This is a genomic window from Metabacillus sp. KUDC1714, from assembly GCF_014217835.1.
Taxonomy (GTDB): domain Bacteria; phylum Bacillota; class Bacilli; order Bacillales; family Bacillaceae; genus Metabacillus; species Metabacillus rhizosphaerae.
Map to the genome: position 1 here is coordinate 248,634 of NZ_CP055263.1, position 14,703 is coordinate 263,336.

The following is a 14,703-nucleotide window of genomic DNA, read 5'->3' on the forward strand; positions in this document are numbered from 1 at the left end:
TGGATTTTCCTTTACATTAGTATTGCAAAATGAGTGGTCGTTTGATAGAATATCTTTTGTTCATGTAAAGGAAATGGTCGAGTAAAATAGATCTCGATTTACTTCTTAGGAGGTGAAAGATATGCCAAATATTAAATCTGCTATCAAACGCGTAAAAACTAGCAATGAGCGTAATGCACATAATGCAACTATTAAATCTTCAATGCGTACTGCTATTAAAAAAGTAGATGCATTAGTTTTAAACAATGATGCTGAAAATGCTAAAGCTGCACTTGTTGAAGCAAACAAACGAATTGATAAAGCTGCACAAAGCGGTTTAGTTCACAAGAACGCTGCTGCACGATACAAATCTCGTTTAGCTAAAAGTGTTAACGGATTATCTGCATAATCATAAGAAAACTAAGGCCCAGCAAAGATAGCGAATGCCTTAGTTTTTTATTTTTTTGCATAGATTCTGTACAAAAAAAACGATCCCGCTTAGGATCGTTTTTTTGTACCCATTATTTCTGGAATAACTTCAGCAAAAACAATTCTAGTAATAGTTGTTTTTCCTTTTTTCCAGTTTTCATTTCATAATCAGCCTCTGCAAGATCCATTAGAATATGTGCTAATTCCTCTGCTTTAAATAATTTTGCTTGCTGCAAGGCTAATTTAACTCGAAAAGGATGTACCTTGACAGTAGTTGCAATTTGCTGTTGGCCGTAACCAGTATTCGCCAGCTCTTTCACCTGTAATATCAATCTAAATTGATTCACCAATAGGGACAGAATTTTTATTGGTTCCTCATTATTTTTTAATAAATCATAAAAAATTTGTAACGCATCCTTACTTCTTCGATGAATGACATGGTCTATTAAATCAAAAATATTTTGTTCCAACGATCTCGCAACTAGAAGCCTCACCGTTTCAGGTGTAATCGAACCACCTTCACCTACATATGTACTAAGTTTTTTTAGTTCCTGATGCATTATCATTAAATCTCCTGCAGTTAATAACATAAGCTCTTCCATCGCTTCTTTTGAAAAATAGATTGCTTCTTGTTCAGCAATGTCGGTAATCCACTTTATTGTCTCATCATCTGAAAGTGTTTTCATCTCAAGTAAAACAGATTGCTTCTTTATAAGCTTTGTTATTTTCTTTCGTTCATCAAGCTTTTCATATGGCGCAAGAAAAATTAGGATTGTATATGGTGCTGGAGAATTCATATATTGCTCAAGTTTGTCAATTCGATGTTCAATTTTTTCCTTTTTCTTCTCACTTGTTAAAAAGACCGGATTTTTCAATATTATAACACGTTTTTCCCCCATAAAAGGAAGGGTTTCTGCATCCTCTAAAGCTGTTTCAATCGATGTTTCTTCCATATCATAAACAGACAAATTAAAGTCTTTTTCCTCTTCCATTAGAGAAGCATTTACAATTAACTGTACTGTCTCTTGCATTAGAAATGTTTCTTTCCCAATTAATAAATAGGTAGAGTGTAATTTCTTTTTTTTAATATCGTTCCATACATTAAAAATCATTTTTTGTTCTCCAATCGTCGATTCACTTCATTTAATCCTAAAATGAAAACAAAGGTTTGGCAAGTGGAAAACGATTAGATTAATTGATAAGGGAATTGAACACGTCACTCATTCAATTCCCTCTTATCTATGTGAACGTTCCGTTTTAGGGCCTAGGTAACCTAATTCGAAACGATACCGCAATTTAATTTGGCTTTGTTAAACTTTGTTGTTGATTTCCGCTCCAGGCGTTAGCTCCAATCAACAAAGTGCCAAAATCGACAGCAGTGAGCTTTAACATAGCCTTAATTTCTAGTTTAGCCAATGTCAAGCGGATTATTTGTTGTCTTTTCTAGCAAAGATGGAAATATGATCCTGTATTGTTAAAGAACATATAATCATGATGTAGATTTTTTTATATGAATCGCTTATACTAAGTATGATATAGGAGGGGTAACAGTGAACGAATTTGAAAAGAGTGTTCAAAGCAAACGTAATGATGCTGTAGATTCCGGAGTTGGTTTCGCTGCTTCATTTGGTTTTTTCGCAGTAATTTTCATTATTGCGACTGTTATTAGCTTAATTGGTTCATAAGTTGTATCCTTACATAGAGACTGCTTTATAGAGTAGTCTCTTTTTCGTGCCTACAATTTCAACAAATTGTAAGCTAATATCCATTATTCACCCTCATGAATGATGTAAAGCCTAAGGAGATCAAGTCGTTTTAAGCTTTGTTAATATACTTCATCGTATGGAGGATGGGTAGAAAAGGTTCCTCTATTTCCTTTAAAATGATATAAAATTGCTCCATGTAAATCTGTTCGAAACAAATCAATTTTACGTAGTGATAATTTTTCAAGAACCTCGGTATGTGGATGCTGATAACGGTTATTATCCCCTGCTGATACGAGTGCAATTGATGGATTAATATGGTCAAGTAAAAGATCTGAGGTGGATCCTTTACTCCCATGATGCCCCACTTTTAAAATATCTGCTTTTAATGTTGGATACATTTCAATCATCTTTTTCTCTCCTTCAATTTCTGCATCCCCAGTAAATAGCCATTTTAGACCACCTAGCTCTGCCCATAGTACTAATGAATCGTCATTCTTACTCTCAGTTAAGATGCTCGGAGAAACAACATAAAAAGAAAAACCTTGAAAAGTCACTCGTTCCCCAGCTTGTACTGCTTTTATCTTCATCATTTTCTTCTTTGCTTCTTGAATGATTGTATCTTCTAACTTCCCTCTAACAAACCCCTCTGGAATAATTAATTCTTTAATTTTAACCTCTTTCATTAATGGTAAAGCTTCGCCTATATGATCCATATCTCCATGTGTTAAAAACAGAGCATCAAGCTTCGTTATGCCAATTGATTTCAAATACGGTACAGTTACTTTCTCAGCAAGCGAATAAGGATTACTTGATTCTTCCCAATCTTCCTTCGGAAATGAAATCCTTCCTCCTGTATCAATTAAATAACTACCTTTATTAAAAGGGCGTTGAATAAAAATCGAATCCCCTTGGCCAACATCAATGATTATTACCTTTCCATAAGGATTTAAATATGGTAATACAGCTTGAATGAATAATACAAAAATAATAAAAACTGCAGGACGAATTAACAAATATATACTATGGTAACGCTCAAATTGAAAAAATAAATAAAACGTCGAGCAGATTAATCCCATCGTTACTAAAAGAGCAGGTTTCCCTGTTGTAAAGGTTGTATATGGAATTGACGATGCAAATAGAACGATTTGATGAGTTAGCTGAAGCATTTCACTAAACAAATTTACAATAGGCTGTCCAATTGAGGATGAAATTGCAACAACTAATGTAGCTAAAATGGAAAATGGTAAAATAATGAAGGAATAAAGTGGCACAAATATCATATTCATCGGTAAGCTAATTAGGGATATCTCATAGAAATGAAAAAGTAATAATGGCATCGCACATAGTTGGGCAACAGTCGAAACAACTATTAATTTAGTTAGCCAACTACTATACTGTTCAACAATACCAATAGAAAAAAGTAATCCAAAGCTTACAACGTAAGACAGCTGAAACCCTACTTGAAACAAATAGTATGGGTTTATAAAAAGGAGCACTAGAAATGTGAAGCTTATAACATCTATTGAAGAGACATTTTTTTTGAAAATCTTTATTAATAGGTAAAGAACCATCATAAACGATGCTCTAACGACGGATGGAGTAGCACCTGTAAGAATCATATATATTGGTAACATTACGACTAAAATAATTCTTGCCCTTTCATGTGTGATACCACAATAGATCAATATGTAATAAATACCACTAGCCAATAATCCTATATGTGATCCAGAAATTGCAAGTAAATGAACAATACCAAGCTCTTGATAAGCTGTGTCTAGGTCCTTATCAATTAATTTTCTTTCACCAAAAATTAATGCTTGCACAATTCCTACTGATGTATTTGGAAAATGCTTCTCTATAAAAGATAATCCATTTTTTCTAATTTCTAATAAAAAGAATAGCCAATCCTTTTTACCTACTTTACACTGTTCAATCTCATCAATCTCATATTGCCAATGAATATGTTGATCATATAGATACTGTTTATAATCAAATGCATTTGGCATTGTTGGTGATTTGGGCATTTCTAATTCTCCTGTAAAACGACAAATGGTCCCTGGGTTAATCTTATTAAGAGCCTGCTTCTCCTCTAAAGAATTAATCGTATAGTAAATAGGAAGCTTCTCTCCATCACTAGTTTCGATATAGCCTCTAAATTGGTTTCCATCAATAATGGGAATAGATGAATAAATTCCATTTACAGTATATAAACCTTCCTTCAATGTTGATTTATTTAGTTGTTCTGTAAGGGAGTAGACAAATATAAAGAAAATGATTGTCGAAAAGGAAAGGAAAAAGAGAAGATGTTTCTTTTTGATAAGAAGGAAAATAAGGAAGATAATTGTGGTGAAAATAAAAAAGGGGTGGAAGTGAAAACGACACATCATGAGTGAAAAACAAGCAGAAATAACTAGGAATTGTAGCTTTCCTTTCAATTATTAAAACACCCGCCTTTATCGATATGTAAGGCTGACCAAGGATTTTTTATCGAGGATATAAGAAAATCAGTCAGCCTTACTCAAATTTTTATAAAAACAGTAAATCAGCTTTTTTATAGAGTGCTTGTAGCACCTCTTCATCGATATCTGTTTTTGCAAGCTTGTCTAATAAACTTGAAATAAATTCATGTTTTTCTTGATTTTTTTCAACGTCTAGTGAATTGTCAAGTGCCACATGCTCAACCGAAACATTCGCTTGCTTAAAAAGTTCTACTGCATATGGATGATTTTTATAGTCAACTGCATAATAAACCTTTTTTATCCCACCTTGAATAAGGGCCTTACAACATTGAAGGCACGGAAAATGTGTGACATATATTTCTGCACCTTGAGTTGGAACACCAAATTTCGCGCATTGAAGCAAAGCATTCATTTCAGCGTGAATTGTTCGAACACAATGATTATCGATAACATAACAACCTTCATCAGAACAATGAACACCACCAGCAATAGATCCATTATATCCGCCAGCAATAATTCGTTTATCACGAACTATTGTTGCCCCTACTGCTAATCTTGTACAAGTACTCCTTAAAGCTAACAAGTGACTTTGTGACATAAAATATTGATTCCAAGAAATACGACTCACTAAAACTCCCCCACTCGACAATTTTCTTCCTTAAGTGTATCGAGAATACTGAATAGCCGTCAATTTATTATTATTGGATTTTAAATGAAAAACAAAATCAAAATATGCTAAAGACTGCTAATACTATAAGATTTAAACCTACAATCACTAGAAAAATTTTATTTTATAGTAATTTCTTCTTTTATTTTTTCTAATGACTTCTCACCAATCCCGGATACTTCCAATAAACCTTCTGGGGATGTAAAAGGTCCATTCTCATCCCGAAATGTAATAATTGCTTCTGCCTTTGACGGCCCAACACCTGTTATTGTTTGAAGTTCTTCACTTGTTGCTAGATTAATGTTTATTTTGTCTTTAGCACCACTTCTATCTTGTCCTGCAGGCATCGTAAATTGATTATCGGTTACTTCACCCTTTTTAGGAATATACACAACCATGCCATCTTCCAAAGGAGCCGCTAAATTAATAGCCAACTCATCTGCATCTTTTTTTAATCCGCCTGCTATATCAATAAGCTGGTGTACTCTTGCACCAGTTTCTAATTCATAAACACCTGGCTGGTTTATTGCACCTTTTATATCAATAACTAATACAGACTTTCCTTCCTCTTCATTGTTTTTTATCTCAGTAGCTGGTTCTTCCATATCCAATAAAGTGAGGGGATCCTTTTCTTCTTGAATACTTAAGACCTCTGAAGAACCCGAATCGTTAATAAAATAATAATAAAAACCAATTGAAGCTAATAAAATGGATATAACAATTATCCATTTTTTATATTTTTGAAAGATACTCATTCACTTCACTCCTTTTTAAATAATCATAAATTGCCAGTTTGTAACATATTGTGTATGAGTGATATGCATTCTAAGGAGGGGATATACTTTGAATGTAGGTTTTGTTGGAACAGGGAATATGGGAAGAATTTTAATAGAATCTTTTATCGAGTCGGGTGCAATTAGACCCTCATTCATTTATATGACTAATCGAACAAAAGCTAAGGCAGAAGCAATACAAAATATTTATCTAGAAACAAATGTACTGGATTCGGCAGAAGAAGTGGTTAAACGCTCGGATTTAATATTTATTTGTGTGAAGCCATTAGATATACACCCCCTTTTAAAAAAACTTGACCATCTTTTAACACCAAATAAATGTTTACTATCGATTACTAGCCCAATAAGTGTAGAACAGCTTGAAACACTTGTAGATTGCCAGATTGCACGAGCCATTCCAAGTATTACAAATCGTGCATTTTCCGGAGTGTCGTTAATTACTTATGGTCATTCATGTCATAAAGACACAAAAAGAACTCTCGAGGAACTGTTTGAACAAATTTCAAACCCAGTTCAAATAGAAGATGATATCACGAGGGTTTCATCAGATATTGTAAGTTGTGGACCGGCCTTTTTTAGCTATTTGCTTCAGAAATTTGTAGACGGCGCTGTCGCAGAAACAAGCATCACTAAAGACCAGGCTGTTCTTTTAGCGAGCGAGATGATTATTGGTATGGGTAAATTACTCGAAACAGAAATTTACACACTACCAACACTCCAGGAAAAGGTTTGCGTGAAAGGAGGAGTAACAGGAAAAGGAATTAAGGTGCTAGAAGATGAAATTGGCGATATGTTTGAAAAGGTATTTCAAGCAACACATGAAAAGTACTATGAAGATATTGAAGAAGTTTCTGTGCAATTTAATAAAATTCCTCATAAATAATTCAATGGCACTTAGTCATTTTCCTGCTAGCAGACCTAAAAATATTGTCAATTAATTTTTAAGACGGTTTATCCGTCTGTTTTTCTAAGGAAACTTAAAAAGGTGAATCCATAAGGATCCACCTTTTAAGCTTATTCTTTTTTCCTCGCAATAAAAAACAACCGTTCAGATGTCGAGGATGGTGATTCATCAAAGCGAAAATCACCGCAGACTTTTACAACTTCAAAAGAAGCTGCTTCAAGCCATGATGTATATTCTTCAATCGTATATGTTCTTTGATAATGAAGCTCATCGTAGCGCTCATAAAGGTCATCGCGCTTTACAAAAAAGGACATGTCATGTTCCACACTGTTCGATTCTTCAGCAGCATAGGAATTCCAAATTAGGCTGACATCTTCATCTTGATCTGTAAAGGTTGCACCCACAAAAATATTGTGTATTTTATGAATGGAATGAACATCAAAAATAAATAATCCTCGAGTCTTTAGCTGATTATAAACTGCATGAAATGTAGCTTGTACGTCATCATTCGTTTCTAAATAATTTAACGAATCGCAACATATTGTTACTACATCAAACTGTTCTACAAAACCATCGAGCTCTCTCATATCTTGCTGAAGAAATAAAACAGCCACTTTACTCTCGTTTAACTTTGATTGGGCCACAGTTAGCATATCCTCACTTAAATCAACACCTGTAACATCAAGCTGTTGTTTTGCCAAACGGATAGCAATTTCTCCAGTCCCACAGCCAACATCTAAGATCTTTTTTGCCTGGGGACTATATGTTGAAATGGACTCATTAATGAACGTTACCCATTCTTCATATGGTGCATCCTTCATAAGCTGATCATAAATATAGGCAAAGCCTTGGTAGATCATTGATTTAACTCACTTGTTAAATCCTCAATTGGAGCATCTCCCCATAAACGTTCTAGATTGTAATAGCTACGTTCATCTTTATGAAACACATGTGCTACGACATCACCAAGGTCAATTAACACCCAGCGAGCTTCATCAAAACCTTCTAAACGTTTTACATGAATGTCCATTTCTGCAGCCTGTTCTTTTATTTCTCTTGCAATTGCTTGAACTTGTTTGTCTGAATTACCATGACAGATAAGAAAAAAATCTGCAATTAAGGAAATTCCTTGCATATTAAGTGCAATGACATCCTCTGCACGTTTGCTATCTGCTGCTTTTGCTACTGTTGTTAAAATATCTCTTCTATCCATTAATTTATCTTCCTCCTGTTAATACTAAAGAATTGTATGTTTGAAATGTATCAGGATAAACTGCTTGATTTTTTTTCAATAAAAACATCATCGTATTTTGTAATGATTTTATTAATGCTAGGTCTAGATCTGATTGTGCAAGCTCCCTAACCTCTTCAACACCAGGAAAATGTCTACCTGGCTCAATATAGTCTGCCACATAAATAATTTTTTCTAGTAGTGTCATATTTGGTCGTCCAGAAGTATGGTACTTAATCGCACTCAAAACATCTTGATCAGTAATCCCCACTTCTTTTTCAACTAAGTATGCACCAACTGGCGCATGCCATAGTTCACTATTATGTTCTAACAATTCTTTTGACATTTGTTGTTCTTCAATGATTTGTTTCATTTCTGCTTTCGGGCGAAACTTTGCATAGTCATGAAAAATCGCAGCTAACTCAGCTTTTTTCGGATCCTGCCCATAATATCGCGCCAATTGGACCGCCGTTTCCATAACACCAATTGTATGAACATAGCGATGTTCTGTGATTTGCTCAGCCACAAGCTTTAATGCTACTTCACGTTCCATATAAGCGATTCTCCTCTATATATCTTTTCACATCTTCGGGTAGAAGATAAGCAGTATTTTTATTTACTTTTAACCGATTTCTTAGCATTGTAGAAGAAACGTCAAATTGTGGGATTTCAATCTCGGTGATTGGATATTTTGTACTGGTTTCATATCCAGGTCGTTTCACTCCGACAAACGTAACTAATTTTACGACTTCGTCAACCTTATACCATTTTGGTAAATACTCTATCATATCTGCTCCTATTATAAAGTAAAAGGAATATGTAGGAAATTGTTCGCGTAATAGACAAAGTGTGTCATATGTATAGGAAGGACCTTTTCGTTCTAATTCGATCGTTTCGATTTTAAAGTGTTCTTGTTCACTAGTAGCAAGCTTTAACATATTTAGACGATGCTTACTATCAGTAAAGTCTTCTTTCTGTTTATGAGGAGGAATTTGATTAGGCATAAACCATATTTCAGATAATTGCAATGCTTGTAAAACCTCACTAGCAATTAATAAATGGCCATAATGAGGCGGATCAAATGTCCCACCCAAAATCCCTATTTTTTTTGACATTTTTATCCCTCCTCAGGAATCAATTAATTAGGTAAACGAAGCTGCTTATTTTCTTTAGACTCTTTATATAAAACGATTGTGTTGCCAATGATCTGTACAAGTTCTGCACCTGTTCCTTTAACTAATGTTTCAGCAACTGTATCTTTGTTATCTTCACAATTTTGCAATATAGATATTTTGAAAAGCTCACGAGCTTCTAACGCCTCTGAGATTTGCTTAATCATATTTTCATTTACTCCACCTTTACCAACTTGAAAAATTGGATTCAAGTGATGTGCTTCTGATCGTAAAAAACGTTTTTGTTTTCCAGTTAACATGATGTACCTCCTAGTTTGTCATAAACAATTTCTGTCATTTTTTCGATAGATGGTTCTAAACCTGTCCATAAATTGAAGGCAAGTGCAGCCTGATGAACAAACATACCAACACCGTTATGTATCGTTAATCCGCGTTCTTCTGCTTCCTGTAATAACGCAGTTTTTATTGGATTATAAACAATATCACTTACGACTACTGACTGTTTAGCATTGTTTAGAGACAATGGTTTCTGATCTATATTCGGGTGTAAACCTACTGCTGTCGTTTGAATTATAACGTCATAGCTTTCCAGCTGCAATTCTGCCTCTTCTAATGTTAAGGCTTTACTTGTATTTTCATATGGACATTCCATTATAAGCTCTTCTGCTTTTGATATTGTTCGATTACATAGGTCAATATCCTGGCAGCCTTGATGTGCAAGCGTAAAATAAATACCTCTAGCTGCACCACCTGCACCGATAATCAATATTTTTTGCTCAATTATCGGTTTTATTAAAACATGAGTTAATGAGTCGACATAGCCATTACCATCTGTATTATGTCCGACTAGTCGTCCATTTACATTAACAACTGTATTTACTGCGCCAGCAATTTTAGCTGTTACATCAAGCTCATCCATATAGGGGATAATAGAAATTTTATGTGGGATTGTAACATTAAAACCTTTTACCCCCAATACCTTAAGGGCCTGAACTGATTCACCAAGTTGATCAGGCTCAACATGAAAAGCATGATAATAACCATCTATATTCTTATCTTTAAAAGCATCGTTATGGATGTCAGGTGACATAGAATGATTAATTGGACATCCAATTACGCCATATAAGTTCCCCATAATATGACCTCTCCCCGTTTAAATTAACGATTTTCTTAGTGTTACATTTACTCCTTGAGGAGCAAAAGCAATTACCTTTTTGCCAGGATTATTAATAGTTACCCAACCTAAACCAGAAAAAACAACATCTGTTTTCCCTTCTTTAATCGTAAATTCATGAGGTATTAATCTAGGGAATGTATCCACATCTTCTTTTCTTGGCGGGGTTAACATCTCTCCCGCATGCTTCTCATACAATGAATCAGCATTTTCTCTCTTAGTCCGATGAATCGTCAATTCATTCGGAATATAACAAACAAGTGACTCTCTCCCACCTGTTACATAATCGAGTCTGGCAAGTCCACCGAAGTATAATGTTTGGTTTTCATTTAATTGGAATATTTTTGGCTTTAGTTCCTTTTTAGGACTTAATAGCTTCAAGTCTCGCTTATCAACAAAATGCGCCATTTGGTGATGATTAATAATCCCAGGCGTATCATATAGAGATGCACCATTTTCGAGTGGAATTTCAATTAAATCCAATGTTGTACCAGGATAATGCGATGTTGTGATCACATCATTTACACCGGCTACTTCTTTAATCATTCGGTTAATGAATGTAGACTTTCCAACATTTGTACATCCAACTACATATACGTCTTGTCCATTTCGATGCAAATCGATTAGCTCAGCAGCTTCTCTTATACCATGTCCACGCGCTGAACTAACTAAGCAGACATCAATTGGTTTTAAGCCTAATTCCTTAGCCTCTCTTTTCATCCAATTGATTAGCTTTTGATGTTTTACTGACTTTGGTAAGATATCACTTTTGTTTCCTATTAAGAGAATTGGATTACCTCCGACAAAACGCTGAATTCCTTGAAGCCAACTTCCGTTAAAATCAAAGATATCAACAATTTTTACTATTAATCCATTTGTTTCACCAATGCCATGTAAAATCTTTAAAAAGTCATCATCTGTTAATGAGACATCTTGTATTTCATTATAATTTTTCAGCCGAAAGCAGCGTTGACAAATAATATCATCTTTTTCTAACGCACTTTCAGGAGCAAAACCAAGTTTTTTCGGGTCTTCTGTTTGTATGGAAACACCGCACCCTATACATGAAAATTGTTGTTCTGACACGATTCTATTCCTCCCACTGAAGCATTCCTTTTCGTTTCAAGCTTTCCATAATTCTTCGCTCGATTTTTCTGTTAATTCTAGTGAAGAAACCGTCTGTAGAAGCGACAGGAACAACTAATATCGTTTGAAAGCCGGTACGATTACCACCTAACACATCTGTTAATAGCTGATCACCAATGACAACAACTTCAGCTTTTTTTAAGTTCATCTTTTTAGCTGCTCTTAAAAAAGCTTGACCCATTGGTTTCCTAGCCTTATGAATAAATTTGATATTAAGAGGCTCAGAAAATGCTTTTACCCTTTTTTCATTATTATTTGAAACTATGGTAATATCCATTCCTTGATCTTTAACCTCTTTAAACCACTCTAACAATTGTGGTGTTGCATTCGGTCGATCCCATTCGACTAGTGTATTATCTAAATCTGTAATGATTCCTTTAATGCCATTTTCTTTTAACTTTCGTGGTGAAATATGAAAAATACTCTTGACATATTCACTAGGTAAAAATAGTCGTAACATGAGTTTAAGCACCTCATTATTCATTTTTTTGCCATCTTACATCATAACCAATTTCGCACGTACTTTCAAAAGAAACTTATACTATATGCATAAAAGCTTGAATAAATTATAAAAACTTTTCGACAAATTCCGGGTCCCTTCAACAGTTGTGGATAATATTATACACATTATCCCCTCTGAAATACCTCACTTTTTACACCTTATAAACAATATACCCACAGTTTATCCACTAATATCTGTGGATAAGAGAACGGTTGTTCTATCAAATTATTCATGTTAGATTTAAATCAATAACAAAATATAACATATTAGGAAATTCCATAATGGAATGAAATAAATGTTAGGAGGTGTAGAGCCAATTTGTTGGCCGTCAACCATGCGTAAACTTTCTGACGAATTGTTAATTGAATCTTATTTCAAAGCAACTGAAATGAAACTACATGATGATTTTATAGAGCTAATCACAATTGAAATTAAACGCCGTTCATTAGGACATGTACTTAAGGCTTCTTCTTAAAATTACACGCCGTTTAACGGCTCTTTTTTTTGTTTTTAACTAATCAAACTTTTATTCCTTAAGATTACAGTTTTAGTATTTCCTTTAAGACAAGTATGTATCATATAATTAGTGAATGTTATTATAACATTTGTTTACATACACCACTATATTTTTATGAATTAGCTACATTGTTCATAAAGCTTGAATGGTCCTAGACATTTTGCATAAGGACCATTCGGGACTACTAACGAATATGATTATAATAATAATATCCTCCACCAATAACGAGCAATAAGATTAACAAAACAACGATAAATGCATACCAGTAGCTATAACCTAAGCCTCCATATGTTGGATAATACGGATATGGACCTGGACCATAAGGTGTATAACCATACATAACTGATTCCTCCCTTATTTATTTGATACCATATAAATATGAACATTCCCCCATAAACGTTTAGGCTCTTGTCACATCGATGTCCAAAATCAATAAATCTTTAAAATAGTCGCTTAGAATTTTATCTTCTTTCATTGTACATGCACGAACTACCTTCCTCACACATAAACATTACTTATAGGCATTTGCCTACATAAAGATTTAGTGGAGGTGGAGGTATGTCAGGGCTCATTACAGCACTAGGGTTTTTCGTAAAAGAATTAGTGTTCTTAGTATCTTATGTAAAAAATAATGCCTTCCCACAGCCTTTGTCTGCGACTGACGAGCAGAAATATTTGCGACTTATGTCAGAGGGTGATGAGTATGCGAGAAACCTTTTAATCGAACATAACTTGCGACTCGTTGCTCACATCGTAAAAAAATTCGAAAACACTGGGGAAGACTCCGAAGATCTTATTTCAATTGGTACAATTGGATTGATAAAAGCAATTGAAAGCTATTCACAGGGAAAGGGTACAAAACTTGCAACATATGCAGCTCGTTGTATAGAAAATGAAATCCTCATGCATTTAAGAGCTTTAAAGAAAACAAAAAAAGATGTTTCCCTACATGATCCAATTGGCCAGGATAAAGAAGGAAATGAAATTAGCTTAATTGATGTACTGAAATCAGAGAATGAAGATGTTATTGATACGATTCAGTTAAATATGGAGTTAGAAAAAGTGAAAGAATATATTGACATTTTAGATGGGAGAGAAAAAGAGGTAATTGTCGGCCGGTTTGGATTAGATTTAAAAAAGGAAAAAACTCAGCGAGAAATTGCAAAAGAGCTTGGTATTTCAAGAAGCTATGTTTCTAGAATCGAAAAGCGAGCACTTATGAAGATGTTTCATGAATTTTACCGTGCTGAAAAGGAAAAAAGAAATCGAAAAAAGGAATAAGTGATTAAAAAGAGAAGAGTAGCCACTCTTCTCTTTTTATGTGCTTATTCTTACTATAACTGTTAACTACCCATACAAAATAAGCTAGGCAGAATCCTTCTCTACAATTAAATGTACTAAAAGTTCAATTCTCAACATAGTCATCGCCTCCAATTATTTTTTCATCCTGCTTACATGTTATGAAATTCATTAAATACTTTTTCTTTAGATTGTTCCATTCTTTTTTGTACTTCTAAATTTCTTTCAAATTCTTCTTTAGAATCTTTTCGTTTTGACACTGAAAGAGTCAATGTAATAAAAAATAGGTTGATCGTCATGTGTATCACCTCCTTACAAGCATTTCGCACCTCACTTGATGTCTAATCATAGGTTGCCAAACCTGTAGAGGATGTGTACGCCTATTTACGGAGTACATATTTATACTTAAAAATGTAACAAGAAATTTAAGTATAAAAAAAACGCCACAGGGCAACCTATGGCGTTTTGATATTGCATATAAAACGCCACAAGCTGATCTAATCAACCTGTGGCGTGAGTTCACTTAAATAATTACTTTTTTCAAGTAAATAAAAAGGTGGATACACCGAAATGGTCGAATAGATGTTCAGTTTTTATGTTTCGTGCAGTTGGTTGTGTTGTCATGGATTTGATCATCTTCTTCGACCTCCTTAGTTTTAATTTCTTATTCCTTTGGTAATTATATCCACAATTTCCAAGTCTGTAAATAGTTTTTGGTATTTTTGTTAATGTTTTTATTTTCTGACAATTAAGAACAAAAGCG

19 protein-coding genes are annotated in these 14,703 nt (G+C 34.1%); 5 read left to right on the top strand and 14 right to left on the bottom strand.

Features of this window, described 5'->3' with window-relative positions:
- Positions 1 to 121: 121 nt before the first annotated feature.
- Positions 122 to 388, top strand: coding sequence for a 30S ribosomal protein S20 (gene rpsT, locus HUW50_RS01260; protein WP_066334621.1), 267 nt, complete (start codon positions 122 to 124; stop codon positions 386 to 388).
- A 112-nt stretch (positions 389 to 500) separates the two neighbouring features.
- On the opposite strand, the gene holA is transcribed toward rpsT, so the two are convergent.
- The gene (gene holA, locus HUW50_RS01265; protein ID WP_066334619.1) at positions 501 to 1,520 is read right to left on the bottom strand and encodes a DNA polymerase III subunit delta; all 1,020 of its coding nucleotides are present in this window, start codon (positions 1,518 to 1,520) and stop codon (positions 501 to 503) included.
- A 438-nt stretch (positions 1,521 to 1,958) separates the two neighbouring features.
- Here holA and HUW50_RS01270 point away from each other — a divergent pair, with 438 nt between their 5' ends.
- Positions 1,959 to 2,093, top strand: a complete 135-nt coding sequence (locus tag HUW50_RS01270; RefSeq protein WP_066334616.1) for a YqzM family protein — start codon at positions 1,959 to 1,961, stop codon at positions 2,091 to 2,093.
- Positions 2,094 to 2,233: 140 nt separating this feature from the next.
- Here HUW50_RS01270 and HUW50_RS01275 read toward each other — a convergent pair whose 3' ends face one another.
- From HUW50_RS01275 to HUW50_RS01285, 3 genes are all read right to left on the bottom strand, one after another.
- The gene (locus HUW50_RS01275; RefSeq protein ID WP_185653639.1) at positions 2,234 to 4,549 is read right to left on the bottom strand and encodes a DNA internalization-related competence protein ComEC/Rec2; all 2,316 of its coding nucleotides are present in this window, start codon (positions 4,547 to 4,549) and stop codon (positions 2,234 to 2,236) included.
- A 91-nt stretch (positions 4,550 to 4,640) separates the two neighbouring features.
- On the bottom strand, positions 4,641 to 5,201 hold the full coding sequence (locus HUW50_RS01280) for a ComE operon protein 2 (RefSeq protein ID WP_066334614.1): 561 nt from the start codon (positions 5,199 to 5,201) through the stop codon (positions 4,641 to 4,643).
- Positions 5,202 to 5,359: 158 nt separating this feature from the next.
- On the bottom strand, positions 5,360 to 5,995 hold the full coding sequence (locus tag HUW50_RS01285; RefSeq protein WP_185653640.1) for a helix-hairpin-helix domain-containing protein: 636 nt from the start codon (positions 5,993 to 5,995) through the stop codon (positions 5,360 to 5,362).
- A gap of 88 nt (positions 5,996 to 6,083) precedes the next feature.
- Between HUW50_RS01285 and comER the strand changes: the two genes are divergently transcribed.
- Positions 6,084 to 6,917 carry a late competence protein ComER gene (gene comER, locus HUW50_RS01290; RefSeq protein ID WP_066334608.1) on the top strand — a complete coding sequence of 278 codons (834 nt, stop codon included), beginning with the start codon at positions 6,084 to 6,086 and terminating at the stop codon, positions 6,915 to 6,917.
- Positions 6,918 to 7,048: 131 nt separating this feature from the next.
- Here the strand turns inward: comER and HUW50_RS01295 are convergent, their stop codons facing one another.
- Genes HUW50_RS01295 through HUW50_RS01330 form a run of 8 tightly spaced genes read right to left on the bottom strand, consistent with a single transcriptional unit; the run spans position 7,049 to position 12,082 of the window.
- Positions 7,049 to 7,798 (bottom strand): class I SAM-dependent DNA methyltransferase, encoded by a 750-nt coding sequence (locus HUW50_RS01295; protein WP_066334604.1) that lies wholly within the window; start codon positions 7,796 to 7,798, stop codon positions 7,049 to 7,051.
- A complete protein-coding gene (gene rsfS, locus HUW50_RS01300) occupies positions 7,795 to 8,151 on the bottom strand; it encodes a ribosome silencing factor (RefSeq protein ID WP_066334600.1) in 357 nt (118 codons plus the stop codon). Before rsfS ends, HUW50_RS01295 begins: the two co-directional genes overlap by 4 nt.
- Before the next feature lie 4 nt (positions 8,152 to 8,155).
- Positions 8,156 to 8,722 carry a bis(5'-nucleosyl)-tetraphosphatase (symmetrical) YqeK gene (gene yqeK, locus HUW50_RS01305; protein WP_066334597.1) on the bottom strand — a complete coding sequence of 189 codons (567 nt, stop codon included), beginning with the start codon at positions 8,720 to 8,722 and terminating at the stop codon, positions 8,156 to 8,158.
- Positions 8,712 to 9,284, bottom strand: coding sequence for a nicotinate-nucleotide adenylyltransferase (locus HUW50_RS01310; protein WP_066334594.1), 573 nt, complete (start codon positions 9,282 to 9,284; stop codon positions 8,712 to 8,714). The genes yqeK and HUW50_RS01310 overlap by 11 nt, the downstream gene beginning before the upstream one ends.
- A 23-nt stretch (positions 9,285 to 9,307) precedes the next feature.
- Positions 9,308 to 9,601 carry a ribosome assembly RNA-binding protein YhbY gene (gene yhbY, locus HUW50_RS01315; protein ID WP_066334591.1) on the bottom strand — a complete coding sequence of 98 codons (294 nt, stop codon included), beginning with the start codon at positions 9,599 to 9,601 and terminating at the stop codon, positions 9,308 to 9,310.
- Complete coding sequence (gene aroE / locus HUW50_RS01320) at positions 9,595 to 10,437, bottom strand: shikimate dehydrogenase (protein WP_066334590.1); 843 nt, start codon at positions 10,435 to 10,437, stop codon at positions 9,595 to 9,597. The genes yhbY and aroE overlap by 7 nt, the downstream gene beginning before the upstream one ends.
- Before the next feature lie 18 nt (positions 10,438 to 10,455).
- Complete coding sequence (gene yqeH / locus HUW50_RS01325; protein WP_066334582.1) at positions 10,456 to 11,562, bottom strand: ribosome biogenesis GTPase YqeH; 1,107 nt, start codon at positions 11,560 to 11,562, stop codon at positions 10,456 to 10,458.
- Between the two features lie 4 nt (positions 11,563 to 11,566).
- Entirely contained in the window at positions 11,567 to 12,082 is a 516-nt protein-coding gene (locus HUW50_RS01330; protein ID WP_396652573.1) for a YqeG family HAD IIIA-type phosphatase, read from the bottom strand.
- A 376-nt stretch (positions 12,083 to 12,458) separates the two neighbouring features.
- On the opposite strand from HUW50_RS01330, the gene sda reads away from it, so the two are divergent.
- Positions 12,459 to 12,599, top strand: coding sequence for a sporulation histidine kinase inhibitor Sda (gene sda / locus HUW50_RS01335; protein ID WP_066334579.1), 141 nt, complete (start codon positions 12,459 to 12,461; stop codon positions 12,597 to 12,599).
- 226 nt (positions 12,600 to 12,825) lie between these two features.
- On the opposite strand, the gene HUW50_RS01340 is transcribed toward sda, so the two are convergent.
- Positions 12,826 to 12,981 (bottom strand): hypothetical protein, encoded by a 156-nt coding sequence (locus HUW50_RS01340; RefSeq protein ID WP_185653641.1) that lies wholly within the window; start codon positions 12,979 to 12,981, stop codon positions 12,826 to 12,828.
- Between the two features lie 218 nt (positions 12,982 to 13,199).
- Between HUW50_RS01340 and sigK the strand changes: the two genes are divergently transcribed.
- Positions 13,200 to 13,922, top strand: coding sequence for an RNA polymerase sporulation sigma factor SigK (gene sigK / locus HUW50_RS01345; RefSeq protein ID WP_066334573.1), 723 nt, complete (start codon positions 13,200 to 13,202; stop codon positions 13,920 to 13,922).
- Between the two features lie 170 nt (positions 13,923 to 14,092).
- Here the strand turns inward: sigK and HUW50_RS01350 are convergent, their stop codons facing one another.
- Complete coding sequence (locus HUW50_RS01350; protein ID WP_083964666.1) at positions 14,093 to 14,239, bottom strand: YrzI family small protein; 147 nt, start codon at positions 14,237 to 14,239, stop codon at positions 14,093 to 14,095.
- Positions 14,240 to 14,703 lie beyond the last annotated feature (464 nt).